The following is a 24583-nucleotide window of genomic DNA, read 5'->3' as shown; positions in this document are numbered from 1 at the left end:
TGCCAAGATTGGGTTGCGACCCCAACGACCCGTCAAAGGGTGACACAGCAAAGAATGCACTCAGGGAAGAATCGGTCCCCAGGCCGGGTCCGACGCGTCCACCGGCGTCGGCAGTCTCCTTTCGTTGCGGCCGGTGAGATCCACCTGCCAGAGCGACGTCCGCCCCGAACCGCGCTCGGTGCGGAAGAACTGGATGATGCGGCCGTTCGGGCTCCAGGTCGGCGCCTCGTCCTGCCAGCCGTTCGTCAGCGTCCGCAGGTTGCGGCCTTCCGGGCTCATCACCGCGATGTTGAAATCGCCGGCGATGCGGGTGAAGGCGATCTGGTCGCCGCGCGGGCTCCATTCCGGCGTCGCCGCGCGCCCGCCGAAGAACGTCAGCCGCCGCTGGTTCGAACCGTCGGCGTTCATCACGTAGACCTGCTGCGATCCCGAACGGTCGCTTTCGAACACGATCTTGCTGCCGTCGGGCGAATAGGACCCGCCGATGTCGATCCCCGGCGCATTGGTCAGCCGCACGCTGGGCCCGCCTTCGGACGAAACGCGGTAGATGTCGGTATTGCCGCCGACCGCCATCGAATAGAGGATCCAGCGCCCGTCGGGGCTCCAGCGCGGGGCGAAAGTCGGGTTGCTGTTCTCGGTCACCAGCGTCTGCCGGCCCGAGCCGATGTCGTAGACGTAGATCCGCGGGTTGCCATCGACGTAGGAGAGATAGAGCAGCCTGCGGTAATCGGGCGAATAGCGCGGCGTCAGCGCGGTCGAACGGCCGGTGGTGATGAAACGGTGGTTCGCCCCGTCCGAATCCATGATTGCGAGGCGCTTGACCCGGTTATCCTTGGGGCCCGTCTCGGCGATATAGGCGATCCGGCTGTCGAAGAACGGGTCTTCGCCCGAAAGGCGCGAATAGACGAGATCGGCGCACTTGTGCGCTGCGCGCCGCCAGTCCGCCGGCGGGACGACCCAGCCTTCGCGCACCAGCTCGCTCTTCAGCGCCATGTCGTAGAGATAGCAGCCGACCACCAGCTTGCCGTCGCCGCGCGCGCGGACATAGCCGTGGACGAGCATTTCCGCCCCCCGGCTGGACCAGGTCGGCCAGTTGGGCGCGGTGATCTGGGTGAAGGTCGGCTGGGGCAATGCATCGGGCCCGACCGGGCGGAACAGCCCGTTGTTCTTCAGGTCGTTATAGACCACCCGCGCCAGTTCCCTGCCCAGCGCGGCCGTGCCCGAGGCATTGGCCGGCGTCGGCGCGTCGCGGTCGGTCGCGAAACCCGGGATGGCAATGCCGAGATCCTGCCACTCGCTTTCGTCGGTGACGGTGAAGGTCAGGCCGCCTTCCTCCGCCTCGGCATGTTCGATCGTCTCCACTTGCCCGCCGGTGGGCACGGGCGTTCCGAGATCGCTGGCCGAGGGGGTCGGCGGGGCATCCTGCGCCGCCGCGGGCGCGGCGGCAAGGGCGAGCGTGAAAAGGGCAAGGATCGGTTTCATCGCGAAAGGTTCCTGTCGAATCTGGCGCCGTCGATGGATTTCCAGGCGTTGTAGTATTCGGGCGGCAAGTCGAACGGCGCCGCGAGCTGGACCGCGCGGATCGCGCGTTCGGCGTGGAGCGCCTTCTGCGGCCGGTTGGCCGCCGTTTCGCCCGACTGGCTTACTACGCGCGGGGTGCCCGCAAGGCTCCCGTCCTCGTTGAGGCGGAAGGAAAGAACCGTGACCAGCCGGTCCGCGTCCACCCCCTGCGGCGCCGACCAGTGCGGCTTGATCTGGCGGGTGATGGCCTGGATCAGCGACGCCTTGGCGCTGGCGCCGATCCGGCTGGCGGGAATGCGGGTTTCCTCGGTCGTCGTGCTCGATCCTGCGCCGCCCAGGAAATCGCTGCCTATCCGGCTGCCGCCGCTGCGCTGCGGCTCGCTGCGTTCGGGCGGGCTTTCGCGCCGGGGCTGTTCGCGGGGGGGCCGCTCACGGGACGGCCGCTCGCGCGCGGGTGGAGCCTCGGCCCGCGGCTGGGGGCGTTCGGGCGGGGTCGGCCGCTCCAGTTCCGCCGGGCGCGGGATTTCGAGCGGCGGCGCGGGCACCGGCAGCTCGCTCAGCCTCGGCGCGATCGCCGCGCGGCTTTCCGCCACCGGGTCGGGCGCGACCGACACCGGGCCGACGTCTTCGGCTAGGCTCACGACCATGCGTTCGGGGATCGGCGGCGGGTCCGATGCGCGCGGCTGGACCAGCAGCACGGCGACCAGCGCGGCGTGCAGCACGACGGCAAGGCCGAGGCCGATCTTCTCGTCGCGGGTCAGGGCGAAGCTTGCCATTTCGGACCAGCTATGGGGCCGAAACTGAACCGTGGGTGACCAGCGCGATGCGGTTGCAGCCGGCCCGGTTCAGTTCCCCCATAACCGCCATGACGCGCCCGTAATCGAGTGCGCGATCGGCGCGCAGGGTCATCTGCCGTCCCGCCCCGACGCCGCAGCCCAGGTTGGCCAGCCGGTCGGGCAGCTCGCCCGGGGCGAGCGGGCTGTCGTCGAGGTAGATCGTGCCGTCGCCGGTGATCGAGACGGTCACTTCCTGCCGGTCCTGCGGCAGGGCATTGGCCCGGCTGTCGGGCAGGTCCACCGGCACGCCGGCGGTCAGCATCGGGGCGGTGACCATGAAGATGATCAGCAGCACCAGCATGACGTCGACCAGTGGGGTGACGTTGATTTCCGCCATCGGCGCGCGGCGGCTGCCCCGCGCGCGCCGCGCCGGGCGAACGAGCCCCATCGCCATTACATCCGCTCCAGTTCGCGGCTCAGGCTGGCGTGGAAGCGGTCGGCGAACCGCTGCAGGTGCGCCTCGAACGCGTTCACCGCGTGGCTGAAGCGGTTATAGGCGATGACCGCCGGGATCGCCGCGAAGAGGCCGATCGCGGTGGCGAAAAGCGCCTCCGAAATACCGGGGGCGACGACCGCGAGCGAGCTCGATTCCTGCGCCCCGATCTGGAAGAAGCTGTTCATGATGCCCCAGACCGTGCCGAACAGGCCGACGAAGGGCGCGACCGACCCGACCGTGGCGAGGAAGTTCAGCCGGCGGGCGAGGTCGTCCGCCTCTTCGGCCACCTGGCCTTCCATCGCCAGCGCGACCCGGCCGCGAAGGCCCTCGCGGTCCTTGACCCCGCCCTTGGTCGAGCGGCGCCATTCGGCCATCCCGGCCCCGGCGATCCGCGCGATCGGCACGTTGCGCTTGGCATGTTGCTGCATGAACCCGTCGAAATCGTCGGTGCGCCAGAAATCGGCCTCGAACGCGTCCGCCCGGCGGCGCACGCCGGCCATGCGCATGGAGAAGGAGACGATGATCATCCAGGTCCAGATGGAGGCGGCGAGCAGCCCGACCATGACGAGCTGGACCACGATGTCGGCATCGAGGAACAGTTGCACCGGGTCGAGCCGGTTCGGCGCTGCCGCCGCGAGTTGCGATAGGATCATTGCGGTTCTTCTTCGCTGGAGAGGAGGGACTTGAAAGCTTCCTGCCACGCGCGCGGCTGGCGCCGGGGCCGGCCGTCGGGGGCGACGAAGCCGACCCTCAGGTCGGCCTCGGCCAGCAGCTCGTCGCCGCGCAGCGCGCGCTGGTGCATGCGGCAGCTCGCGGCGCGCAGCTGGGTGCAATGGGTCTCGATCACGATGTCGTCGTCCAGCCGGGCCGGGCGCAGGTATCGGATCGAGAGGTCGGCCACCGCATAGGCGCCTTCGCCCGATTCGACCGCGGCGCGCTGGTCGATGTCCAGCCGGCGCAGCAGGTCGGACCGCGCGCGTTCGAACCAGCGCAGGTAATTGGCGTGATAGGCGACCTGCGACAGGTCGGTATCCTCGTAATAGACGCGCACGGCGTAGAGGTGCCGGGTGCCGTCGATCAGGCCGTCGGGCGGGGTGGGACGCAGCGTCATCGTGGCGCGCGCCTTAGCGGATCGCGGACTCGCCAAGCAAACGAAACTGTCAGCCGTGGCTATTTCGCGATCATCCGCCCCAGCGGCTCGCCGCCGAAGACATGGACGTGAAGGTGGGGCACTTCCTGCCCGCCGTGCCGGCCGAGGTTGGCGAGCAGGCGATAGCCGGGCTCCACCAGCCCCTTGTCCCGCGCGACCTTGCCCACCGCGCGCACGAAACCGGCGATCTCGGCATCGCTCGCGCGCTGGCTGAAATCGTCCCAGCTGACGTACTTGCCCTTGGGGATCACCAGCGTGTGGACCGCCGCCTGGGGGGCGATGTCCTCGAAGGCATAGGCCCATTCGTCCTCGTAGACCCTGGTCGAGGGGATTTCCCCGCGCAGGATCTTGGCGAAGATATTGTCGTCGTCGTAAGGCTGGGTCGCGTCGATCGGCATCATTCGCTCCTGGAAGCTTTTTCGTCGAGGCCCGAAACCCCCTCGCGCCGGTCGAGTTCGGCCAGGACGTCGGCCAGGGCGATATCGCGCGCGGAGAGCAGGACCAGGAGGTGGAACAGGACGTCGGCCGCCTCGCCCACCAGTTCCTCGCGCGAGCCGGAAAGGGCCGCGACGGCCGCTTCGACGCCTTCCTCCCCCACCTTGCGCGCGATCACCGGCAGGCCGCGATCGTGCAGGCGGGCGACGTAGCTGGCATCGGGATCGGCGTTGCGCCGCCGGGCGATCGTGCGTTCGAGACGGGCCAGTGCATCCATGCGGCCATGCCATGCGGATGGCGGCGCGCGCGGTCAATCCCGCGCGGGCGATCGGGGGCCGGTTTGCACCGGGCTGCAAGTGTGAAAGCGGCCTTGTCCGGGCCAGCGTCCGGGCGAGCCTAGCCCGCGGCCCCTACCCGGCGTCGGCGGCCCCTCGCCCCGCCCCGGCCGCCGCGCGCGGCCTGGGCCGCGAGGCGATCGAGCAGGTCGGCCAGTTCGCGATCGTGAACCTCGGCCTCCGCCCGCGAGAGCTTGAGCGCGGCGCCGCTGGTCGAATCCTCCAGCGCCCGCGCGGTGGCATGGGCGGTGTCGATCGAGGCAAGCTTGGCCTGGAGCGCCTTGCGAACGGCGCCCACGATCGCGAGGTCGAGCAGCGGCCCGGGGGCGATCGTGCGCGTGTCGCGCTCCGCATCGTCGAGAATGCCCGCCATCCACAGGTTGTCCGGCCCGGAATGCTTGCCGCCGGTCATGAACAGGCGATCGGCGCACATCCCCGCGACCGATGCCAGTTCGCTGAGCACGAGTTGCAGGCCCGCGTCCTCGGCATTTTCGGCGACGCCGGGAAGACGCCGGTAAAGTTGCCGCGCACCGGCGGCGATGTCCCACATGCAAAGCTGCAGGAACTGGTCGAGATCTTCGGGCGAAGACATGCAACAAGGAATGGAAACGGGCACCGAACGTTCCCGTTTTTCATGGCCGCCGAACATATATTGCACGCCGCCGGCGCGCCGCGGCGGGCCTGTTGCAGGGTTTTTCGATCCCGTCCTGTCCCGGCCACGCTTCGTCGCATCGGGCAGCTGCCGCCGGCCCGGGCCCGGAACGGATCGTGCCGCTCTCGCCTCTCTTGGTCAGACAGGAGACGATCGACATGACTGACAGCAAGCGACAGATCGCCGGGGCGGCGGCCGGCCTCGGCCTCGCGGTCGGCGGGCTCGTGCTCGGCCTGCGCGCCCACCGGCGCCGCCAGGGCAGCGACCGCGCCCCGGGCTATACCGCCCGCCACGTCCACGGCCCGCTGGACATTGCCGGCCGGTCGGTGACCATCCGCCGGCCCCGCAACGAACTCTACGCCTTCTGGCGTTCCTTCCCCAACCTCGTGGACGTGATGGAGAACGTCGAGCGGATCGTCGTGAAGGACGACGACGGGAAGCGTTCGGTCTGGACGATCAAGGCCCCGGGCGGGACCACGGTCGATGTCGAGACCGAGGTGGTCGAGGACACGCAGGACGAACGGATCGCCTGGCGATCGGTCGAAGGCTCCGACATCGAGACGCAGGGCGAGGTTTCCTTTGCCGACGCCCCCGGCGACCGCGGCACCCGCGTCACCCTGGTCGTCGCCTATGACCCGCCGGGCGGAAAGGCGGGCAAGGCGATCGCCAAGCTCTTCATGCGCGAACCGCAAGTGCAGGCGCGCCACGATCTCAAGCGGTTCAAGATGCTGATGGAAACGGGCGAGATCGCCACGTCCGCATCGCGCAAGGAAAACACCCGCGCAGCCGAGAAGGAGAAGGCGGCATGAAGGCACTGACCTGGCATGGAACCAAGGACGTGCGCGTCGAAAGCGTGCCCGATCCGGAAATCGTCAACCCGCGCGACGCGATCGTCGAAGTGACCGCGACCGCGATCTGCGGTTCGGACCTCCACCTCTACGACGGGGTCATTCCCGGCATGAAGGCGGGCGACGTTCTCGGCCACGAGTTCATGGGCGTGGTGGTCGATACCGGCAGCAAGTCCACGCTGAAGAAGGGGCAGCGCGTCGTCGTGCCCTTCACCATCAGTTGCGGCGGGTGCTTCCACTGCGCGGTGCAGCAGTATTCGGCCTGCGAGAATTCCAACCCTGCGGAAAAGCAGGACATGTCGGCCACGCTCTACGGCCACCCGATGAGCGGGCTGTTCGGCTATTCGCACCTGACGGGCGGCTATTCGGGCGGGCAGGCGGAATATGTCCGCGTGCCCTTTTCCGACGTCGGCCCGATCGCGGTGCCCGATCACCTGGAGGATGAGAAGGTCCTGTTCCTTTCCGACATCCTGCCCACCGGCTGGATGGCGGCGGAGAACGCGCAGATCCAGCCGGACGACACGGTCGCGGTCTGGGGCTGCGGCCCCGTCGGCCTGTTCGCGATCCAGTCCGCCATCGTCATGGGCGCGGCGAAAGTCATCGCGATCGACCACTACCCGCACCGGCTGGAGCTGGCGCGCGAGCTGGGGGCGGAAACGATCGATTTCCGTTCCACCGACGTGCGCGAGGCGCTGCTGGAAATGTCGGGCGGGATCGGCGTCGACGCGGTGATCGACGCGGTCGGGATGGAGGCGCACGGCTTCGCCGTCGACAACATGCTCGACATTGCCAAGCAGACCGTCGGCATCGGCGCGGACCGCGCGCGCGTGATCAAGCAGGCGCTCCTCGCCGTGCGCCCCGGCGGGCGCGTCTCGATCCCAGGCGTCTATGGTGGGATGACGGACAAGTTCCCGCTCGGCGCGCTGATGGAAAAGGGGCTGCAGGTCCGCTCGGGCCAGACCCACGTGCAGAAATACACCGGCGAACTGCTCGACAAGATCGAGGACGGCACGCTCGATACGACTTTTCTCATCAGCCACCGGCTGCCGCTGGAGCAGGCGGCCGACGGCTACAGGAACTTCAAGGAACAACAGGACACCTGGACCAAGGTCGTGCTGAAGCCCGGGATGGAGCACTGACGATGGCGGACAGGATCGAACGGCTGGCCGGCTTCGTCCTCGTCACCGGCGCTTCCAGCGGGATCGGGCTGGAACTGGCGCGGCTCGCCGCGCGCGACGGGTGCAGCCTGCTGCTCGCGGCGGACCGGCCGCTCGACGAGGCGGAAGCCGCCGCGCGCGACGCGGGGGCGCCCTCGGTCGAAACGGTGCAGGCCGACCTCGCCACGCGCGAGGGCCTGCAACAGCTGATGGCCGCGATCGGGGATCGCGAGGTGGACGTGCTGATCGCCAATGCCGGGCACGGGCTGGGCCGGGCCTTCGTCGAACAGGACTGGGCCGACATTGCCCACGTGATCCACACCAATGTCACGGGGACGACCTGGCTTCTTCACGCGATCGGGCGGAAGATGGTGGCCCGCAACGCCGGCCGGATCCTCGTGACCGGGTCGATCGCCGGGCACATCCCCGGCGCCTATCAGCTCGTCTACAACAGCACGAAAAGCTACATCGACTATTTCTGCTTCGGCCTTCGCAACGAGCTGAAGCACACCGACGTCGCGGTCACCTGCCTGATGCCGGGGCCGACCGACACGCGCTTCTTCGCCCGCGCGGGGATGGAAAACACCGACGTCGGGCAGGACGACGACAAGGCCGACCCGGCCAAGGTCGCGCAGGACGGATACGAGGCGCTGCTGGGCGGCGACGCGCACACGGTCAGCGGATTCATGAACAAGGTGCAGGATACTCTCGCAGGGATCATCCCCGATACCGTGCTGGCGCAGATGCACCGCCGGATGGCGGAGCCGGAGGATGCGCGCTGAGACCTTCCTGCCCTCCATACTCCACGGCGCACCGGGTCGCCCCCCACCCTACGAGCGGAGACGAACATGAGCGATGATTTCAAGCTGTCGAAAGGCGGCGCCAACCACCAGGAGCCGCGCGGCGACGACGACGTGATGACCACCGCGCAGGGCGCGCCGGTGGCCGACGACCAGAACTGGCTGACCGCCGGCCCGCGCGGGCCGCAGCTGGTCGAGGACCAGGTCGCGCGCGAGAAGATCTTCCATTTCGATCACGAGCGCATTCCCGAGCGCGTGGTCCACGCCCGCGGATACGGGGTTCACGGCCATTTCGAGCTGAAGAAGGCGATCCCCGAATATTCGCGCGCGGCGATCTTCAACGAGGTCGGGGTCAAGACGCCCACCTTCACGCGCTTCTCCACCGTCGCGGGGAACAAGGGTTCGCCCGACCTGGCGCGCGACGTGCGCGGCTTCGCGACCAAGTTCTACACCAGGGAAGGCAACTGGGACCTCGTCGGCAACAATATCCCGGTCTTCTTCATCCAGGACGCGATCAAGTTCCCCGACCTGATCCACGCCGCCAAGCCGGCGCCCGACCGCGGCTTCCCCCAGGCCCAGACCGCGCACGACAATTTCTGGGACTTCATCTCGCTCTCCCCCGAATCGATGAACATGGTCATGTGGATCATGTCCGACCGGACGATCCCGCGTTCCTTCCGCTTCATGGAAGGTTTCGGCGTGCACACGTTCCGCCTCGTCAACGAGAAGGGCGAGGCGCATTTCGTCAAGTTCCACTGGAAGCCGCGGCTGGGGCTGCAATCGGTGATCTGGAACGAGGCGCTGAAGGTCAACGGGATGGACCCGGACTTCCATCGCCGCGACATGTGGGACGCGATCGAGGCGGGCGATTTCCCGCAATGGGACCTGGGCATCCAGGTGTTCGACGAGGAATTCGCCGAGCAGTTCGAATTCGACGTGCTCGACGCGACCAAGATCATTCCCGAGGAACAGGTCCCGGTCGAGATCATCGGCACGCTGACGCTCGATGCCAATGTCGACAACTTCTTCGCCGAGACCGAACAGGTCGCCTTCTGCACGCAGAACATCGTGCCCGGCATCGATTTCACCGAGGACCCGCTGCTGCAAGGGCGCAACTTCTCCTATCTCGACACGCAGCTGAAGCGGCTGGGCAGCCCGAACTTCACCCATATCCCGATCAACGCGCCCAAATGCCCGGTGCGCCATTTCCAGCAGGACGGGCACATGGCGATGCACAACCCGAAAGGGCGTGCCAATTACGAGCCGAATAGCTGGGGCGATACCGACAAGCCGAACGAGGGCCGCGGCCCGCGCGCCTGCCCGGAGCGCGGCTTCACGTCCTACCCCGCGGATGTGGGCGGGCCGAAGGTCCGCGTGCGGAGCGAGACCTTTGCCGACCACTACAGCCAGGCGCGCCAGTTCTACGTCTCGCAGACCCCCGTCGAGCAGACGCACATGGCCAATGCGCTGACCTTCGAACTGTCGAAGGTGGAACGCATGGATATCCGCAAGCGCATGATCGGCCACCTGCGCCATATCGACGAGGGGCTGGCGCAGGAGGTGGCCGACGGCATCGGCCTGGAACAGCTGCCCGAGAAAGTGCCGGCCGCGCGCGAACCGATCACCGACCTGCCCGAGAGCCCCGCGCTGTCGATCGTCAGGAACGGCCCCGACAGTTTCGAGGGACGCAAGCTGGGCATCTACATCGCCGAAGGCGCCGATGCCGATGTCGTCGCGGCCTTGAAGCAGGCGGCGCAGGATGCTGGCGGCATGGTGGAAATCGTCGCCCCGCACGTGGCCGGGGCCAGGCTGTCCGACGGCAGCATGATGGAAGCCGACGAGAAGATCGATGGCGGCCCCTCGGTCACCTATGACGCGGTGGCCGTGGTGATGAGCGAGGAATCGGCCCGCCGCTACAACACCGACAAGCCGAGCGTCGATTTCGTCTACGACGCCTTCGCCCACGCCAAGTTCGTCGCCTATGTCCCCACGGTCCAACCTCTGTTCGAAACGGCCGGGGTGTGGAACTGGATGGACGACGGTTTCGTCGATGTCTCATCGGGCGAGAAGGCAGCGAAGGCCTTCATCGAGAAGTGCGGCCAGCTGCGGTTCTGGGACCGCGAGAGCGTCAAGCAGGATTGAGCGCGCGGCGGCGGCCGACTTCGATCGCGCCGAGATGGCCGAGCGTTTCGGCCGCCAGCGCCTGGCCGGCCGCGATCGCGCGGTCGCGGTCGGCGCCGGTCAGCCGGGCGTGGAGGTAGCCGGCATTGAAGGCGTCGCCCGCGCCGCTCGAATCCACCACGCGCACCGGCGCGACCGGGAAAGCCTGCGCGCAGTCCGGCCCGGAATGGAAACAGCCGCGCTCCCCCGCCTTGACGATCACCTCGTCGCAGCCCGCGGCGTGCCAGCGCGCGGCGATCGCCGGCTCGTCCGCCGCGTCGGCGAACAGCTCCCGCTCGTCGACGTTGGTCGGCAGGCCGATGGTCGCCGCCCCCGCCGCCGCCAGCGAGGCCGCCTGCGCCTGGCCGGCATCGGGCCAGAGGCGCGGGCGGTAATTGCTGTCGTATGCGACCGCCCGCCCCGCCGCCTTGCGCGCGCGTGCCAGGCCGAGCAGCGCCTCGCGCCCGGCATCGCCGATCACCGCGAGCGAGATCAGGCTGAAATAGACAAGGTCGCAGTCCTGCGCTGCCGCCAACGTGCGCTCCATGCCGGGTAGCGCGAACATCTCGCGCGCGGCGCTGGCGTCGCGCCAGTAGAGGAAGCTGCGCTCCCCCGCCGCGTCGAGATGGATTGCGTAGATGCCGGGCGAACGGTCGGGATGGCGGTGGACGTGGGTGACGTCGATCCCCTCCTCTGCCCAGGCCCGGACGAGCGCGTCGCTGACCGGGTCGGTCCCGACCGCAGTGACATAGGCCACGTCGAGGCCGCGCCGGGCCATGTGGATCGCGGTGTTCAGCGTATCCCCGCCATACCGCAGCCCGGTGCCCCCGTGACTGTGGTATTCCAGCATGGCCTCGCCGACGATGAACGTCTTCATCCCGTCCGTTCCCCAGCCTTCCCGCTCAGGAGAAGAACGTGCCGCCGTTGATGTCGATGTTCGCGCCGGTGACGAAGGCGGCCTCTTCACTGGCGAGCCAGGCGACGGTGGTGGCGACTTCTTCCGAGTTGCCCTGGCGGCGCAGCGGGGTGGCCGCGGCGACGTTGGCGCGCACTTCGTCCTTGGTGAAGGTGTCGTGGAACGTGGTCGCGATCATGCCCGGACACAGCGCGTTGACGCGAATGCCCTTCGGCCCCAGTTCCTTCGCCATGGCGCGGGTGAAGGTCATCACCGCGCCTTTCGACGTGGCATAGGCGCAGGCGCCGGGCCCGCCGCCGTCGCGCCCGGCCTGGGAGGCGAAGTTCACGATCGCCCCGCCTTCGCCCATGTGCGGCACCGCCGCCTTGGTAACGAGGAAGGCCGACGTCGCGTTCAACTGCATGACGTGGTTGAAGAAATCCTCGTCCATCGCATCGAGCGGGCGACGTTCGACCATCCCGCCGGCGACGTTGACGACGATGTCGATCGCCCCGCCGAAGGCTTCGCGCGTCTGCGCGACCATGGCATCCACCTCGGCCGCCACGGTCACGTCGGCGCGCACTTTCACGGCTTCGCCGCCGGCCTGGCGGATCGCCTCGACCACCGCCTCTGCCGCCGCCTCGTCGGAGCGATAGTTGACCGCCACCCGCGCGCCGCACTTGCCCAGCTCGATGGCCACCGCCTGGCCGATGTCGCGGCTCGCGCCGGTCACGATGGCCACCTTGTTCGTCAGATCCGTCATGTTTCGATTAGCCTTTCACGAAGGGGTAACGGCGCTGGGCCGCCCCGTTTTGGGATTGAGGGGTTTGATCCGCGGGCACAGGAAGAAGACCGATGCCACGGTCAGGATCGCCAGCGCCGCGCCGACCGCGAAAGCGGGGGCGTAGCTGTCGGCGGTGATGATCGGGATCAGGAAGTTCAGCCCGACCACCGCGAGCTTGGCCGCGGTCCCGGCATAGCCGGCCAGGGTGCCGACCGACTTGCCCGAATAGAAATCGCTCGGCAGCGTCTGGATATTGCCGACCGCCGTCTGGAAGCCGAACAGGATCGCCGCCATCAGCAGGACCGCGACCAGCGGGGTCGAGGCCTGGATCGTGAGCAGGAGCGAGACGAGCATGATCGCCCCGCCCAGCGCGATCACGCTCTTGCGGGTGCGGTTGACCGACCAGCCGGCCTTGATCCGGTTCTGCGCCAGGATGCCGCCGAACCAGGCGCCAAACATCGCGCCGACATAGGGCACCCAGCCGTAGAGGCCAATTTCGGCGACCCCGAAGCCGTAAGTCTCGGCCAGGTAGAGCGGCAGCCAGCCGACGAAGAGCCACCAGATCGGATCGAGGAAGAACGAGGCGAGGATCACGCCCCAGCTTTCCTTGCGCGACAGGATTTCCCCGGCCGAAGGCGCGTAAGTGACGACTTCGTTGGTTTCCAGGTCGCGCTGGCCGGTCAGGATATAGTCGCGCTCTTCCGCGCTCAGCCAGGGATGCGCCTCGGGCCCGGTCTTGTAGACGATCAGCCAGGGCACCAGCCAGAGGAAGCCGAGCGCGCCGATCGCGATGAAGGTCGCCTGCCACGATTCGAGGAAGACGAAGAGATAGGCGACGACCGGCGCCGAGACGATTCCGCCGATCGCGGCCCCCGAATTGAAGATCCCCTGCGCCAGCGCGCGCTCGCGGATCGGGAACCATTCGGCATTGGCCTTGGTCGCGCCGGGCCAGTTGCCGGCCTCGGACACGCCCAGCAACGCGCGAAACAGCGCGAAGCTGAACAGGCCGCGGGCGAAGGCATGGAGGATCGTCGCCGCCGACCAGACGACGATCGACAGGACAAAACCCAGCCGGGTGCCGATCCAGTCGAAGATCTTGCCGAACAGCGTCTGGCCGAAGGCATAGGCGAACGTGAAGACGTTGAGGATGATCGCATAGTCGAGCTTGCTCATCCCCAGGTCCTGCGAGATCTCGGGCCAGAGCAGGCCGAGCGCACCGCGGTCGATATAATTGATCACGGTGGCCACGGCGACGAGTGCGACGATGGTCCAGCGGAAGCGGTTGCGAAGCATGGTCAGCCCTCCTCGCCCAGGAAATCGGCACGCGCCGGGTTGAAGGTGTCGAGCAGGCAGCCCGCTTCGAGGCAGACCGCCCCGTGGTCGAGGAACGGCGCGACGTAGAAGCCGTCGCCGGCCTCCAGCTCGCGCTCCTCGCCGTCGATCGTCACGCGGAAGCGGCCGCTCTCGACGTAGGAAGACTGGCTGTGCGGATGCGAATGGACCTGGCCGATGGCGCCCTGTTCGAACCATACCCGGCAGACCATGAGATCGGGGCCATGGCCCAGGATCTGGCGGCGGATGCCGGGATCGACCTGTTCGATCGCGGCTTCGGCCGCCGGGGTGAAGGCCGGCGAGCGGCGCTGGATATCCCGGTACATGTCAGTTTCCTCCCCGCCCGATCTCGACGATCGCGGCAAATCCCGACCAGGCGATCTCGCGCCCGTCGACCGTCGCGCTGTGGCGCGCGCCCGGATCGGGGTCGTGCGAAACGGCCAGCGCGACCTGCCCGCCGTCCTTCAGCGTCAGCACGACGATGTCCTTCCCGCCCTGCCGCTCGTGACGCATGGCGGCCACGCGGCTGCGGCTGGCGACGGTCTGTTCCGCCGCCCCGTCGTAGCGGCCGTGGCTTTCCAGCAGGGTGGCGAACGTCGTCCCGCCCGCGCTCTCGCGGCACAGCAGGACCAGCGGCTCGCGGCGCAAGTTGAAATCGGGATCGTTGGCCCCGACCTGCCCCAGGACCGCGCGGGTCGCGCCGTCGGTGGCGAAGCGATAGGTGTAGAAACGCCCGTCGAGCAGCCAGGTCAGCGCGCCGTCGCCCGCCGCCGGCGTGGCCTCCGCATCGACCCAGACATGCTGGTAGCCGTGGCCTTCGCCCAGCACCGGGCGCGCGGCGACGTGGCTTTCGACCGGGAAGCCCAGTTCGATCACCGCGCCCTGGTAATGCAGCGGCAGGTCGTAGGAATGCGTGCCCTCGCTCTCCGCGGTGACGAGATCGAACACCACCGGGCTTTCCAGCCCCGGTACGTCGGTCATCACCAGCGTGCGGACGATGCCCACCCCCGGATAGGCGCCATCGACGCGGGCACTGGAAACCTGCAGGCCGGGTTCGACCGAGAAATGGAGCTGTTCGGGCGCGACCGCGCTCGCCGCCCTGACCTTGCCGTCGAAGTGGCTGCGCCCGTCCACGACAAGGGTGTTGTGCGCCAGGGTCTGCTTGGCCCAGGTCTCGTTCTCGGGCAGGTAGCGTCCGCCCTCCTTGGCCTCGATATTGAGGAACCGCGCCGCGCCGTAATCGCGCACGATCTCGTGCCCGTTGTCGTAAAGCTGCCAGCTGAGCTTGTCGAAATGGCCGTGGCCCATGCCTTGCGACGAATTCTTCGCCACCAGCGCGGTGTGTCGTGGCCCCTCGCCTTCGCGCAGGATCGCGACCGCCCCCTGCTCGCCCTCCGGCCCGTCGCGCAGCAGCATCGAGCGGAAGGGAAACGGCTCCGCCCGCCCGGCGGCAAGGTCCGCCGCGACCATCCGCCCCGCCGGGGTCAGGACCGTGCGATCCTGCATCCGCGCGATCGAGAGGAGGCTCGGGTCGCGGGTCTGGGCATAGGCGATGGCGATGCCGTGGTAGAGTTCCTCGGTCCGCAGGCTCTTGTCCTTCAGCGCATCGTTGAAGGGGAAGAAATAGCCGCCGTATGTCAGCTGGATCGTCGTCCGCAGGGCCTTGAGGAGAATGCCGTCGCGATGTTCGAAGATGCGCCGCTGCGGATCGTTGCGCGCGATCGCGTCGGCGAAGACCATGAACGGCATCAGGGCATAGCGCTGGTAATAGGGGCCTTCGGCGTAATAGCCGTCGGGGGAGAAGAGCAGCTCGGTCTGGCGCAGGAACCCGGCCTGGCCGCTCTTGTCCGAACCCAGCAGCGCGCGCTCGACGAGGTCGCGGTCCCCCAGCAGGTAACCGGTCATCCCGACGCCGGCGGTCGCCCAGGTCGCGTGGTTGTGGATACGGTCGAACGTGGCCTGCGATTCGACCGAGAGGAAATGCGCGGCGCGGCGGAAGACCTGGCTGTCGATCCGCTCGCGGTCGGCGGCGCTCAGCGTATCGCGGATCTCGGCATAGCCCTGCACCGCGTGGACCAGCCAGACCGCGTCGTTGAGCACCTGCCAGAACAGGCGGCCCGCGTTCTGGTTGCTGCGCGCCGGGTGGTCGCCGAGCGTGGGATAGAGATCGGCATAGGCGAGCAGCATCGCGCGCACGTAGTCGGCATAGGCCTGGTCCCCGGTGATCCGGTAAAGCTGCCCCGACAGCAGGATCGCGCGGTAATTGCGCTTGTGCTGCTCGTGCGTGTAGCCGCCGCCCGGGTCGCGCGGCTGCGGCACGACCACGCCGGCTTCCATCATCCCGGCGACGAAAACGCGCGCCCGCGCGAACTCGTCGGCATAGAGCGGCGGCAGGTCCGCCGCGGGCGTCGCCGGCGCCGATGCCGCATGCTCCGGCGCGACGGGCGCCTGGGCGTGGGCCGGCGCGGCGGGAAGGGCCAGCGCCAGCGCGCTCGCCGGTACCGCCGCCAGCAGGGCGGCGCGGCTGGTCAGGTGGTTCACAGGCTTTCCTCCGGGATCGTTTCATTGTCGCGCAGCTCGGCCCGCGGCTCGCCCGGGAAGACCAGCTCGCGCACGACCGGCGGCGGCGTCTGCGCAAAGCGGTTGCCGACGATCGCGGTCGCCGGCGTCCCCACCGTATGCTCGACCACAGGCGGAGCCGCGTTCTCGAAGCTGTTGCCCGCGAGCGAGGCAACCTGGACGCCGTGGAGATGGAGCGACGCGTCCTGCCCCGCCCCGGTGCGGCCGACATTGCGGAAGGTATTGCCGGAAACGGTGACGATCGGGCCGAACGTGCTCTCGTCGGTGCCCCCGCGATAGACGGCCGCCGCGGGGCCGCCGACGTCGGCGAACGTGCTGTCCGCGATGTCGAGATACTCGACGTTGTAGCGGCCGAAATCGTCGGTTTCGGCCTGGGCGGAGACGATCGGCCCGGTGATGCCGGCGAAGAGGCTGTCGCGGATAATCACGCGGTCGGCCAGCGCGCCCTTGCCGATCGCGAGCACGGCGAAGGACTTGTTGACCACGAGATCGCGGACCGTCACCGCGTCCAGCTCGACGCGGAAGTTCGCCTTGAGCGGGAAGGCGCTGGTGCGGATCACCGCGTTGCCGACCGAATCGGGGGCCAGCGCGCCGTCGATCACCAGGTTGGCGAGGCGCAGGTTGCCGCCCTCGCGCAGCTCGACCAGCGACGGGCGGGTGAAGCGGACGATCGCGCTTTCGCGTCGCTCGGCACCGGCTGCCTCGGGCCCGCGGATGGTCAGCATCTTGTCCACCGCGATCACGCGGTTGGCGATGTGGACGCCCGGCTCCAGCAGCAGGACGTCGCCCGGCGCGGCCGCGGCCACCGCGCGGGCCAGCGTGTCCTCCCCCGGAGCGACGCGGGTGACGGTGCCGGAAAAGCCGAAGTCTGCCTGCGCGCCGGGTTTCGGATACCAGTCTACCCCGACGTCCGAGAGCGCGATCGGCGCCAGGTCGCGCGGGGCGCCCACGTCGGCCAGCGCCGGATCGACCGGGTAGAGCAGGCCGTTGGCGGCCCGCTCCATCCGGGCCTGGACCTTGCGCAAGTGCGCGGCGGCGCTGTGCACCTCGCCGCGGACCACCGCGTTGCGATCGACGGCAATGCCCGAGATGTCCGAATCGACCTCGACGAAAGTGCCCTCGCCCGCCCCGCCGAGCAGGTTGCCGGCGAAGACCGAGTTGACCGGCGCGGCCGAACGCTCCTCGTCGGCGCCCGCGCCCAGCGTGATGCGGGCGCTGTCGATCACCGTGTTGCGCTCGATCCGCGCGTTGTCGACCTGGACGTAGCGGTTGACCGGCGAATTGGGCACGCCGTTCATCACCGTCAGCGCGCTGGCGAAACCGCTGCCGCGCAGCCCCTCCATGTAATTGAAGCGCACCGTCTGGTTACGGTTGATCACGCGGATGCCGCCGGTGTGGTCCTTGCCCCCGCCGAGGAAGACGTTGCGTTCCACCAGCGTGTCGTCGCCGTGGCGCAGGGTCAGCGCACCGCGCGAATTGAGGAAAAGGTTGCCGCGATAGACATTGCCGTTCGACTTGTTCGAGATGATCTCCACCTCGCCGTCGCACCGGTCGAACACGTTGTTCTCGACGATCGTGCCCGAACGGAACATCGAGTACTTGCTGGTCCCGATGCGGATCGTCTCCCCGCCGTTGGAGCCGAGCACCGGGCGCGGCCCGAAGTAGTTGTGATCGATGCGGTGGCCGTTCTCGCGGCTTTCGGGCGCGTCGAGCCGCACCGCCAGCGTCACGCCCTGGTTGGTCTTGCCGACCAGGTGGCTGTGATCGAAGCGGTTGTTCCGGCCGTAGATTCCCACCCAGTAATCGGATTCGAACCGGTCGGGCTTGTTGAAACGGTCGATCACGACCTGGGTGACGCGGCTGTTGCGCGCGAGGTCGTCCTTCGTCCGGCGAAACGAGATCACTTCGCCGCGCGGGCTGTATCCGTCGCGGAAGACCAGGCCGGAGACGACGACGTGCTCGCCGCCGATGCGAAGGCTCGATTGCCCGGTCAGGAACACCGTGCCAGGCCGCTCGGCGACGACCGCGATCGGTTCATCCGCCGTGCCGCGGCCGGTCACCACCATGTCGAAATCGCGCCATTCGCCGCTGGCGAGGACGATCACGTCGCCCGCCTCGACGCGCGACAGCGCCGCGGCATAGCCCTCCTGGTCGCGCACCAGGTGGCGCTCCGCCTTCAGCGGACTCGCGGCCGCAACGGCTGGCAATAGCCACAGACCGACCCGTCCAAGCATCATCGTCCCCTCGCCCGTTGTTATTGGGCGCGACTATAGGGGCGGCGACGATGCTGTCAATCAATCTGGCATAGGCGCGTCAGATTTTTCTGTAATACCAATTTGTCTAGCTCATCCGGGCGGCCACGAGGAAGCGCTCGCGGCTCTGCGACGCCTTCTGCTGGACCTCCTCCAGCGCCATGCGCTCGGTCGCGTCGAGCATGGCATTGATCAGGCGGTGGAAATGCTCGCGCATCGCGGCCCGCGCCGCCGCCGCGTCGCGATCGCGCAGCGCCTCGAAGACCGCGCGATGTTCGGCCGTGCGCGATTCGGCATCGTCCACGCAGACCGCCTCGTAAGTCGCCTTCACGTCGGGCAGGTCCTCGCGCATGCGCCACAAGGTGCGAATGGTATGGACCAGCGCGGCGTTGTTGGACGCCTCGGCAATGGTCTGGTGGAACAGCGCGTCAGCCTCGTTCGCGGCATCGTGATCGCCGGTCCGCATCTGCTCGATCAGTTCCTCCAGCCGCGCGACGCCTTCCTCGGTGATATTGTGCGCGGCGAGCGCGGCCGCCTCGGATTCGACCAGCAGGCGCGCCTCGGTCACTTCGAACGCGCTCGCCTTGGGCAGGGGTGCGTGGGCCGCCGGCTGCGCCTCGCTGACGTAGACGCCCGACCCGGTCTTGATCTCCAGCCGTCCGACGGCCTGGAGCGCGATCTCCGCCTCGCGGATCGTCACCCGGCTCACCCCGAGCCGCTCGGCCAGTTCCCGCTCCCCGGGCAGGCGCGTTCCGGGCGGGAACGCACCCTCGTCGATCAACTGGGCGATCTGTTCCGCCACCGATTGGAAGAGCCTTTTCCCGGCCATATCAACGCATCCCGTTATTGCCTGCACACTCTACTGTACCGATTTCTTAAACAATGCCTAGCGTCTATGCCAGTTTGCTTGCGGCGAGCGCCATTATCGGCCGCGCCGGGCACGCTTTTCGGGCCGGCCCGCGCCCTGCGCCCGACAGGACGGTGCGCTCACCATTTCGATGATCGTCGAAATTTCTATTGACCGCTCTCGCCGCTGCTATTATTTCGACAATTATGGAAATGACACCTGACAGGATGGTGGCCGCCCTCGGGGCCCTCGCGCATGAACACCGGCTCGCGCTGTTCCGCCTGCTGGTCCAGACGGGGGAAGACGGGATGCCGGCGGGCGCGATCGCGCAGGCGCTGGACCTGCCGAATTCCTCGCTGTCGTTCCACCTCGCCCACCTCACCCGCGCGGGCCTGATCGCCCAGCGCCGGCAGGGCCGATCGCTGATCTACAGCGCCGACTACCCGGCGATGAACGCGCTGGTCGGCTACTTGCTCGAAAACTGCTGCGGGGGCGCCGGCTGTGCTCCCGACACCGACGCGGCGCCCGTGCGCCGCCCCCTCGCTGAAAGGAAAACGGCATGAAGCGCCTGCACATCCATGTCGGAGTGGACGATCTCGAACGGTCGATCGGCTTCTATTCCACCCTTTTCGGGGCCGAGCCCACGCTCACGCGCGACGACTACGCGAAATGGATGCTCGACGATCCGCGCGTCAACTTCGCGATTTCGTCGGGCAATGCGCACAAGGGGGTCGAGCATCTCGGCATCCAGGTCGAGGACGCGCAGGAACTGGGCGAGGTCTTCGCCCGGCTGAAGGCGGCCGACCGCCCGCTCGTCGAGGAAGGGCAGACGACCTGCTGCTATGCCCGGTCGGAAAAATCCTGGGTCGCCGATCCGCAAGGGGTGATGTGGGAAGCTTTCCTGACCACCGGCGAATCCACCGTCTATGGCGACACGCCGGACCTGGCCGCCCTCTCGCCCGGCGCGGCGGACGGGGCCTGCTGCGCCCCCGCGCTCGCCCCCGACGCGCCGCGGTGCTGCGCGTGACGGTCGCGATCTACCACAACCCGGCCTGCGGCACGTCGCGCAACGCGCTCGCGCTGATCCGCGCCACCGGGGTCGAGCCGCAGGTGATCGAATACCTGCAGACCCCGCCGGGCCGCGCGGAGCTGGAGCGCCTGATTGCCCGGATGGGCATTGCCCCGCGCGCGCTGCTGCGACGGAAAGGCACCCCCTACGAAGAGCTGGGCCTCGACGACGAAACGCTGGACGACGACGCGCTGGTCGAGGCGATGCTCGCCCATCCGATCCTGATCAACCGGCCGATCGTCACCACGCCGGCCGCGGCGCTGCTGTGCCGTCCTTCGGAACGGGTCCTCGAGCTGCTCGGCCCGCTGCCGCGCGATTTCACCAAGGAAGACGGCGAGATCGTCAGGGCCCGCCCGGCCTGAGCGCGGCGCACCGCCATTCCATCACCAGGCACCATCACTTCATCACGGGAACGCACACCGATGGCCTCGATCGCCGATAACCGCCCTGCCGCCGAAGCGCTCGGTGCGTTCGAACGCTGGCTCTCGCTCTGGGTCGCGCTCGCCATCGGCGCGGGGATCGCGCTCGGCAATCTCGCGCCCGGGCTGTTCGCCAGCCTCGCCGCGTTCGAATATGCCTCGGTCAACCTCGTCGTCGCGGTGCTGATCTGGGCGATGATCTACCCGATGATGGTGGCGGTGGATTTCGCCAGCCTGCGCGATCTCGGGCAACGGCCCAAGGGGCTGGTGTTGACGGTAATCGTCAACTGGCTGGTCAAGCCGTTCACGATGGCCGCGCTGGCGGTGCTGTTCTTCGAGGTGGTCTTCGCCGATCTCATCGCGCCCGGCGACGCCCGGCAATATATCGCCGGGCTGATCCTGCTGGGCGCGGCGCCGTGCACGGCGATGGTCTTCGTCTGGTCGCAGCTGACCCGCGGCGACCCGGCCTATACCCTGGTGCAGGTCTCGGTGAACGACGTCATCATGGTGTTCGCCTTCGCCCCGATCGTGGCGCTCCTGCTCGGCGTGGCGGAGATCGCCGTGCCGTGGCAGACGCTGCTGCTGGCGACGGGCCTCTACGTCGTGCTCCCACTGGTCGCCGGCGCGCTCACCCGCCGCTGGCTGGTGCGCCGGGCGGAGGGCGACGACGCGGCGGTGACGCGGTTCGTCGCGCGGCTGAAGCCGCTGTCCATTCTCGGCCTTCTGCTCACCGTGGTCCTGCTGTTCGGGTTCCAGGCGCAGGTGATCGTCGCACGGCCGCTGCTGATCGCGCTGATTGCCGTGCCGATCGTGATCCAGAGCTACGGCATCTTCGCCCTCGCCTATCTCGCCGCGCGCGCCTGGCGGATCCCGCACCCGATCGCCGCGCCCTGCGCGCTGATCGGAACCTCGAACTTCTTCGAGCTGGCGGTGGCGGTGGCGATCGGCCTGTTCGGGCTGGGCAGCGGCGCGGCGTTGGCGACGGTGGTGGGCGTCCTGGTCGAAGTGCCGGTCATGCTCTCGCTGGTCGCGATCGCCAACCGGACAAGGGCCGGCTTCGCGCCCTGACCGCCCCTGCGGGGCGGCCGGCGCGGCGGGTCAGTCGCAATAGCGGGCGTATTCCTGCGCGTATCGCTGGTTGAGGAAGGCCTTGTCCTCGGCCGAGGCTTTCTCGACCAGGTCCGGCAGCCAGCTGTCTTCTTCCTGGTAGATATGTTGCTGAACCGCGCTGCACACGTGGTCGAGCTTCTCGCGCCACTCCTCGCCCATCGGGTCCATCCGTTCGAGCTTGGCAAGCTGCACCTTGGTCATCGCGTGTTCTTCATAGGCCATGGCCGCATGGGTCTTGCCGCTATCCTCGGACACGACCGGATAGACGATCGCTTCCTCCGCCATGGCATGGCCGGTGAGTTCCTTCGCCAGCGCGCGCACGGCCTCGCGGCGCCCGGCGGCGTCATGGGCGGTCCGGGCCTGGTCGAAAAGGCTCTCGATCCGCTGGTGCTGCTGCACGATCATCGCCAGCCAGTCTTCACCCGCGGCAAGCCCCTGGATCTTGCGCCGGGCCTCGGCGCGCTGATCGTCGGTCGCGGCGGGGGTCACGGCGGCGGCGATCTTGTCGAGAAATGACATGTCGGTTTCCTTTCGCGAGATGCGGGGACATGTCGGCTCGACGCGGCGGACGCACCGCTCGTTCCCGGCCCCGGCGGATCGCTGCGCCCGATTGCGACGAGAGGTGGTCGGGCTGCGATCGGATGGCACGCTGCGCGCCGCGGGGAACCCTCGCGACGCCAGCCTATTGATTGGGCACGCCCTCGATCGATCAGGAAACCAGTGGAGCGCAGGCAAATGAAACATCGCAAGTTGATCGGCCTCGTCATTGCAGCCGGTGCCGTGATCGCCGGCCTGGCCCTGTTCGGGCCGCTCGGCGAATGGCTGGCCGACGACGATTCGCAGCCTTCGGCGGCGGGCGAATTCGGGTCGGTCGTTTCGGTCAGCGACGTCGAGATCGCCCTTCCGCAGCAAGCAGGCGGCGCGGCAGCGATCTACTTCACCGCCACCAATCGCGGCGATCGCGGAGTCTATATCTCGGAAGTGCTTGTCGAGCACGGCAGCCGCGCCCAGTTCTTCGACCTCGAACGGCAGGTGCCCGACCAGACGGCCAATATCGACATTCCCGCCGGCGAAACCGTGCAACTGGAACCGGGGGATCCGGTCGCGCTGCTGACCGATTACGACGCAAACATCGTCCCCGGCGCGCAAGTCGACGTCCGGTTCGACTTCGGCACCGGGACGCCGGTGACGGTCCCGGCCACCGTGATCGCCGCGCGGGCCGACACGGGCGTCGACCGGCGACAGGACGTGAATGACGAGTGACGCCCGCCGGCCATGACCGGCACAGCGTTGGGTAGAGGAGAGAAGCAATGAGCGACGACGCCAGGCATACCCAGGCGATGCCGCCAAAAGACGCGCCGAGCGGCGAATCCGCGCGAGGCGAGCGCGACGATCGTCCCGCCGAATCCCGGCGGACGGGGGGCAGCGACGACGGCGCGCCCTACACCGGTCCGAGCGGCGACAAGCCCCGATCCGATGGCGAGGGCTTTGCCGACGGCTTCCAGTCGCACGGCGGGCAGTCGGTCAACAGCTATCACGGCACCGGACAGCTGGGCCGCGACAAGCAGGGCGGCGGCAACCGCAACGCCGGCTCGCGCGAAGACGACGGCAGGGCGGACAAGCGCTCCGAAGACTGAACCCGCGGCGCGCACGCTGCGATGGGCCGGCACGCGAGGGCGCAGCACACCCGGAGGGCTCGACCCCACCAAGGGGCCGAACTGCCGCGCGCACGGCCGGCGAATTCCGCGCAAGGGGATGTGGTAAGGTTGGTTGCGGGGGTTGGATTTGAACCAACGACCTTCAGGTTATGAGCCTGACGAGCTACCGGACTGCTCCACCCCGCGGCACCGATTTTTCTGCGTCCTTCGGAGACGCAAAAAGGGCCTCGAAGGCCCTCCTTGATCCGGGCCCTGAGGCCCGTTGACTTGTGAATGGGTTTATATCCGCGTGCCCGCCGGCTGCAATGCCTGGCGACGACCTACTCTCCCAACGCTTGAGCGTTAGTACCATCGGCGCTGTCCGGTTTCACGGCCGAGTTCGAGATGGGATCGGGTGGGTCACGGACGCTAAGGTCACCAAGCAATGAAGCAGGCGGACCGTGAACGATCGAAGACGTTGCTTCGAACGAACACGTTGCGGGTTTAAATCGATGCACCCTTTATCAGGGTATCAGGGCGTTATCCGGCTGTAGACATCCTCCACATCGAGGACAGCCTTGCAGGACTGTCGTTGATGGTGGGATTCAACAAGCGCGAACAGAACTATTAGGACCGGTTAGCTCCACGCATTACTGCGCTTCCACACCCGGCCTATCAACGTGATGGTCTATCACGGTTCGATGATTGCTTATCTTGAGGGAGGCTTCCCGCTTAGATGCTTTCAGCGGTTATCCCGTCCATACATAGCTACCCTGCTGCACCGCTGGCGCGATGACAGGTACACCAGAGGTATGTTCACCCCGGTCCTCTCGTACTAGGGGCAACTCCTCTCAACAATCGACGCCCACGGCAGATAGGGACCAAACTGTCTCGCGACGTTCTGAACCCAGCTCACGTACCACTTTAATTGGCGAACAGCCAAACCCTTGGGACCTGCTCCAGCCCCAGGATGTGATGAGCCGACATCGAGGTGCCAAACGATTCCGTCGATATGAGCTCTTGGGAATCATCAGCCTGTTATCCCCGGCGTACCTTTTATCCGTTGAGCGATGGCCCTTCCACGAGGGACCACCGGATCACTATGACCGACTTTCGTCTCTGCTCGACTCGTCAGTCTCGCAGTCAGGCAGGCTTATGCCATTGCACTCTTGCAGCCGGTTTCCAACCGGCCTGAGCCTACCATCGCGCGCCTCCGTTACTCTTTAGGAGGCGACCGCCCCAGTCAAACTACCCGCCACAGAGGGTCCCTACACCGGCTAACGGTGCGAGGTTAGACATCAGAAAACAACAGGGTGGTATTTCACCTA

26 protein-coding genes, 1 tRNA gene and 2 rRNA genes (1 of these 29 only partly in view) are annotated in these 24583 nt (G+C 67.9%); 10 read left to right on the top strand and 19 right to left on the bottom strand.

What is annotated here, in order from left to right; all coding sequences use genetic code 11:
- Positions 1-60 precede the first annotated feature (60 nt).
- The 8 genes from tolB to GRI72_RS00850 all read right to left on the bottom strand — a co-directional run bounded on the left by tolB (position 61) and on the right by GRI72_RS00850 (position 5305).
- Positions 61-1482 carry a Tol-Pal system beta propeller repeat protein TolB gene (gene tolB / locus GRI72_RS00885; RefSeq protein WP_160732052.1) on the bottom strand — a complete coding sequence of 474 codons (1422 nt, stop codon included), beginning with the start codon at positions 1480-1482 and terminating at the stop codon, positions 61-63.
- Positions 1479-2297: a TonB C-terminal domain-containing protein gene (locus GRI72_RS00880; RefSeq protein ID WP_160732051.1), complete on the bottom strand. Its 819-nt coding sequence runs from the start codon at positions 2295-2297 to the stop codon at positions 1479-1481. Before GRI72_RS00880 ends, tolB begins: the two co-directional genes overlap by 4 nt.
- Positions 2298-2307: 10 nt before the next feature.
- On the bottom strand, positions 2308-2751 hold the full coding sequence (locus GRI72_RS00875; protein ID WP_160732050.1) for an ExbD/TolR family protein: 444 nt from the start codon (positions 2749-2751) through the stop codon (positions 2308-2310).
- Entirely contained in the window at positions 2751-3446 is a 696-nt protein-coding gene (gene tolQ, locus GRI72_RS00870; RefSeq protein WP_160732049.1) for a protein TolQ, read from the bottom strand. The genes GRI72_RS00875 and tolQ overlap by 1 nt, the downstream gene beginning before the upstream one ends.
- On the bottom strand, positions 3443-3904 hold the full coding sequence (locus GRI72_RS00865; RefSeq protein ID WP_160732048.1) for a YbgC/FadM family acyl-CoA thioesterase: 462 nt from the start codon (positions 3902-3904) through the stop codon (positions 3443-3445). The genes tolQ and GRI72_RS00865 overlap by 4 nt, the downstream gene beginning before the upstream one ends.
- Positions 3905-3963: 59 nt before the next feature.
- Entirely contained in the window at positions 3964-4341 is a 378-nt protein-coding gene (locus GRI72_RS00860; RefSeq protein WP_160732047.1) for a histidine triad nucleotide-binding protein, read from the bottom strand.
- Complete coding sequence (locus tag GRI72_RS00855; RefSeq protein ID WP_160732046.1) at positions 4341-4655, bottom strand: phosphoribosyl-ATP diphosphatase; 315 nt, start codon at positions 4653-4655, stop codon at positions 4341-4343. Before GRI72_RS00855 ends, GRI72_RS00860 begins: the two co-directional genes overlap by 1 nt.
- Before the next feature lie 119 nt (positions 4656-4774).
- Complete coding sequence (locus GRI72_RS00850; protein ID WP_160732045.1) at positions 4775-5305, bottom strand: DUF892 family protein; 531 nt, start codon at positions 5303-5305, stop codon at positions 4775-4777.
- 218 nt (positions 5306-5523) lie between these two features.
- Between GRI72_RS00850 and GRI72_RS00845 the strand changes: the two genes are divergently transcribed.
- The 4 genes from GRI72_RS00845 (at position 5524) to GRI72_RS00830 (ending at position 10312) form a co-directional block, all read left to right on the top strand.
- Positions 5524-6174 carry an SRPBCC family protein gene (locus tag GRI72_RS00845; RefSeq protein ID WP_160732044.1) on the top strand — a complete coding sequence of 217 codons (651 nt, stop codon included), beginning with the start codon at positions 5524-5526 and terminating at the stop codon, positions 6172-6174.
- Positions 6171-7352: a zinc-dependent alcohol dehydrogenase gene (locus GRI72_RS00840; protein ID WP_160732043.1), complete on the top strand. Its 1182-nt coding sequence runs from the start codon at positions 6171-6173 to the stop codon at positions 7350-7352. The genes GRI72_RS00845 and GRI72_RS00840 overlap by 4 nt, the downstream gene beginning before the upstream one ends.
- 2 nt (positions 7353-7354) lie before the next feature.
- Positions 7355-8152 (top strand): SDR family NAD(P)-dependent oxidoreductase, encoded by a 798-nt coding sequence (locus tag GRI72_RS00835; RefSeq protein WP_160732042.1) that lies wholly within the window; start codon positions 7355-7357, stop codon positions 8150-8152.
- Between the two features lie 66 nt (positions 8153-8218).
- Entirely contained in the window at positions 8219-10312 is a 2094-nt protein-coding gene (locus GRI72_RS00830) for a catalase (protein WP_160732041.1), read from the top strand.
- Here GRI72_RS00830 and GRI72_RS00825 read toward each other — a convergent pair.
- From GRI72_RS00825 to GRI72_RS00795, 7 genes are all read right to left on the bottom strand, one after another.
- Entirely contained in the window at positions 10299-11207 is a 909-nt protein-coding gene (locus GRI72_RS00825) for a sugar kinase (RefSeq protein WP_160732040.1), read from the bottom strand. The genes GRI72_RS00830 and GRI72_RS00825 overlap by 14 nt on opposite strands.
- Positions 11208-11232: 25 nt before the next feature.
- Positions 11233-11988 carry an SDR family NAD(P)-dependent oxidoreductase gene (locus GRI72_RS00820; protein ID WP_160732039.1) on the bottom strand — a complete coding sequence of 252 codons (756 nt, stop codon included), beginning with the start codon at positions 11986-11988 and terminating at the stop codon, positions 11233-11235.
- A gap of 15 nt (positions 11989-12003) precedes the next feature.
- A complete protein-coding gene (locus GRI72_RS00815; RefSeq protein WP_160732038.1) occupies positions 12004-13302 on the bottom strand; it encodes an MFS transporter in 1299 nt (432 codons plus the stop codon).
- Between the two features lie 2 nt (positions 13303-13304).
- Positions 13305-13667, bottom strand: coding sequence for a cupin domain-containing protein (locus tag GRI72_RS00810; protein WP_160732037.1), 363 nt, complete (start codon positions 13665-13667; stop codon positions 13305-13307).
- 1 nt (position 13668) lies between these two features.
- Complete coding sequence (locus tag GRI72_RS00805) at positions 13669-15882, bottom strand: alginate lyase family protein (RefSeq protein ID WP_337191101.1); 2214 nt, start codon at positions 15880-15882, stop codon at positions 13669-13671.
- Positions 15879-18080 carry a chondroitinase-B domain-containing protein gene (locus GRI72_RS00800; RefSeq protein WP_202388871.1) on the bottom strand — a complete coding sequence of 734 codons (2202 nt, stop codon included), beginning with the start codon at positions 18078-18080 and terminating at the stop codon, positions 15879-15881. The genes GRI72_RS00805 and GRI72_RS00800 overlap by 4 nt, the downstream gene beginning before the upstream one ends.
- Positions 18081-18261: 181 nt before the next feature.
- On the bottom strand, positions 18262-18975 hold the full coding sequence (locus GRI72_RS00795; protein ID WP_251104185.1) for a FadR/GntR family transcriptional regulator: 714 nt from the start codon (positions 18973-18975) through the stop codon (positions 18262-18264).
- 257 nt (positions 18976-19232) lie between these two features.
- Here GRI72_RS00795 and GRI72_RS00790 point away from each other — a divergent pair, with 257 nt between their 5' ends.
- The 4 genes from GRI72_RS00790 to arsB are packed head-to-tail and all read left to right on the top strand — an operon-like array spanning position 19233 to position 21576.
- Positions 19233-19583 (top strand): ArsR/SmtB family transcription factor, encoded by a 351-nt coding sequence (locus tag GRI72_RS00790; RefSeq protein ID WP_160732586.1) that lies wholly within the window; start codon positions 19233-19235, stop codon positions 19581-19583.
- Complete coding sequence (locus GRI72_RS00785) at positions 19580-20047, top strand: ArsI/CadI family heavy metal resistance metalloenzyme (protein ID WP_160732034.1); 468 nt, start codon at positions 19580-19582, stop codon at positions 20045-20047. The genes GRI72_RS00790 and GRI72_RS00785 overlap by 4 nt, the downstream gene beginning before the upstream one ends.
- Positions 20044-20451 (top strand): arsenate reductase (glutaredoxin), encoded by a 408-nt coding sequence (gene arsC, locus GRI72_RS00780; RefSeq protein ID WP_160732585.1) that lies wholly within the window; start codon positions 20044-20046, stop codon positions 20449-20451. The genes GRI72_RS00785 and arsC overlap by 4 nt, the downstream gene beginning before the upstream one ends.
- Before the next feature lie 60 nt (positions 20452-20511).
- Positions 20512-21576, top strand: coding sequence for an ACR3 family arsenite efflux transporter (arsB, locus tag GRI72_RS00775; protein WP_160732033.1), 1065 nt, complete (start codon positions 20512-20514; stop codon positions 21574-21576).
- 30 nt (positions 21577-21606) lie between these two features.
- Here arsB and GRI72_RS00770 read toward each other — a convergent pair whose 3' ends face one another.
- The gene (locus GRI72_RS00770) at positions 21607-22137 is read right to left on the bottom strand and encodes a hemerythrin domain-containing protein (protein WP_160732032.1); all 531 of its coding nucleotides are present in this window, start codon (positions 22135-22137) and stop codon (positions 21607-21609) included.
- Between the two features lie 216 nt (positions 22138-22353).
- Here GRI72_RS00770 and GRI72_RS00765 point away from each other — a divergent pair, with 216 nt between their 5' ends.
- The gene (locus GRI72_RS00765; RefSeq protein ID WP_160732031.1) at positions 22354-22881 is read left to right on the top strand and encodes a copper chaperone PCu(A)C domain-containing protein; all 528 of its coding nucleotides are present in this window, start codon (positions 22354-22356) and stop codon (positions 22879-22881) included.
- 47 nt (positions 22882-22928) lie between these two features.
- Positions 22929-23255 carry a hypothetical protein gene (locus tag GRI72_RS00760; protein WP_160732030.1) on the top strand — a complete coding sequence of 109 codons (327 nt, stop codon included), beginning with the start codon at positions 22929-22931 and terminating at the stop codon, positions 23253-23255.
- A gap of 130 nt (positions 23256-23385) precedes the next feature.
- On the opposite strand, the gene GRI72_RS00755 is transcribed toward GRI72_RS00760, so the two are convergent.
- From GRI72_RS00755 to GRI72_RS00745, 3 genes are all read right to left on the bottom strand, one after another.
- Positions 23386-23462 (bottom strand) — tRNA-Met (locus GRI72_RS00755).
- Positions 23463-23583: 121 nt separating this feature from the next.
- Positions 23584-23698, bottom strand: a 5S ribosomal RNA gene (gene rrf / locus GRI72_RS00750).
- A 164-nt stretch (positions 23699-23862) separates the two neighbouring features.
- Positions 23863-24583: ribosomal RNA gene (locus GRI72_RS00745) — 23S ribosomal RNA — on the bottom strand; it runs 2071 nt beyond the window's last position.

The sequence above is a fragment of the Pelagerythrobacter marinus genome, assembly GCF_009827515.1.
GTDB lineage: Bacteria > Pseudomonadota > Alphaproteobacteria > Sphingomonadales > Sphingomonadaceae > Pelagerythrobacter > Pelagerythrobacter marinus.
The sequence above is the reverse complement of the archived record's forward strand: the minus strand, read 5'-3'. Positions and strand labels throughout refer to the sequence as shown.

What these genes read in the sequence shown, in the direction of transcription:
- GRI72_RS00820 (WP_160732039.1), bottom strand. Translation starts at nt 11,988, where the DNA reads ATGACGGATCTGACGAACAAGGTGGCCATCGTGACCGGCGCGAGCCGC.
- GRI72_RS00765 (WP_160732031.1), top strand. Translation starts at nt 22,354, where the DNA reads ATGAAACATCGCAAGTTGATCGGCCTCGTCATTGCAGCCGGTGCCGTG.
- tolQ (WP_160732049.1), bottom strand. Translation starts at nt 3,446, where the DNA reads ATGATCCTATCGCAACTCGCGGCGGCAGCGCCGAACCGGCTCGACCCG.
- GRI72_RS00830 (WP_160732041.1), top strand. Translation starts at nt 8,219, where the DNA reads ATGAGCGATGATTTCAAGCTGTCGAAAGGCGGCGCCAACCACCAGGAG.
- GRI72_RS00840 (WP_160732043.1), top strand. Translation starts at nt 6,171, where the DNA reads ATGAAGGCACTGACCTGGCATGGAACCAAGGACGTGCGCGTCGAAAGC.
- GRI72_RS00790 (WP_160732586.1), top strand. Translation starts at nt 19,233, where the DNA reads ATGACACCTGACAGGATGGTGGCCGCCCTCGGGGCCCTCGCGCATGAA.
- GRI72_RS00860 (WP_160732047.1), bottom strand. Translation starts at nt 4,341, where the DNA reads ATGCCGATCGACGCGACCCAGCCTTACGACGACGACAATATCTTCGCC.
- GRI72_RS00845 (WP_160732044.1), top strand. Translation starts at nt 5,524, where the DNA reads ATGACTGACAGCAAGCGACAGATCGCCGGGGCGGCGGCCGGCCTCGGC.
- arsB (WP_160732033.1), top strand. Translation starts at nt 20,512, where the DNA reads ATGGCCTCGATCGCCGATAACCGCCCTGCCGCCGAAGCGCTCGGTGCG.
- GRI72_RS00785 (WP_160732034.1), top strand. Translation starts at nt 19,580, where the DNA reads ATGAAGCGCCTGCACATCCATGTCGGAGTGGACGATCTCGAACGGTCG.
- GRI72_RS00770 (WP_160732032.1), bottom strand. Translation starts at nt 22,137, where the DNA reads ATGTCATTTCTCGACAAGATCGCCGCCGCCGTGACCCCCGCCGCGACC.
- GRI72_RS00825 (WP_160732040.1), bottom strand. Translation starts at nt 11,207, where the DNA reads ATGAAGACGTTCATCGTCGGCGAGGCCATGCTGGAATACCACAGTCAC.
- GRI72_RS00880 (WP_160732051.1), bottom strand. Translation starts at nt 2,297, where the DNA reads ATGGCAAGCTTCGCCCTGACCCGCGACGAGAAGATCGGCCTCGGCCTT.
- GRI72_RS00855 (WP_160732046.1), bottom strand. Translation starts at nt 4,655, where the DNA reads ATGGATGCACTGGCCCGTCTCGAACGCACGATCGCCCGGCGGCGCAAC.
- GRI72_RS00815 (WP_160732038.1), bottom strand. Translation starts at nt 13,302, where the DNA reads ATGCTTCGCAACCGCTTCCGCTGGACCATCGTCGCACTCGTCGCCGTG.
- GRI72_RS00865 (WP_160732048.1), bottom strand. Translation starts at nt 3,904, where the DNA reads ATGACGCTGCGTCCCACCCCGCCCGACGGCCTGATCGACGGCACCCGG.
- GRI72_RS00875 (WP_160732050.1), bottom strand. Translation starts at nt 2,751, where the DNA reads ATGGCGATGGGGCTCGTTCGCCCGGCGCGGCGCGCGCGGGGCAGCCGC.
- GRI72_RS00760 (WP_160732030.1), top strand. Translation starts at nt 22,929, where the DNA reads ATGAGCGACGACGCCAGGCATACCCAGGCGATGCCGCCAAAAGACGCG.
- GRI72_RS00850 (WP_160732045.1), bottom strand. Translation starts at nt 5,305, where the DNA reads ATGTCTTCGCCCGAAGATCTCGACCAGTTCCTGCAGCTTTGCATGTGG.
- GRI72_RS00810 (WP_160732037.1), bottom strand. Translation starts at nt 13,667, where the DNA reads ATGTACCGGGATATCCAGCGCCGCTCGCCGGCCTTCACCCCGGCGGCC.
- GRI72_RS00835 (WP_160732042.1), top strand. Translation starts at nt 7,355, where the DNA reads ATGGCGGACAGGATCGAACGGCTGGCCGGCTTCGTCCTCGTCACCGGC.
- tolB (WP_160732052.1), bottom strand. Translation starts at nt 1,482, where the DNA reads ATGAAACCGATCCTTGCCCTTTTCACGCTCGCCCTTGCCGCCGCGCCC.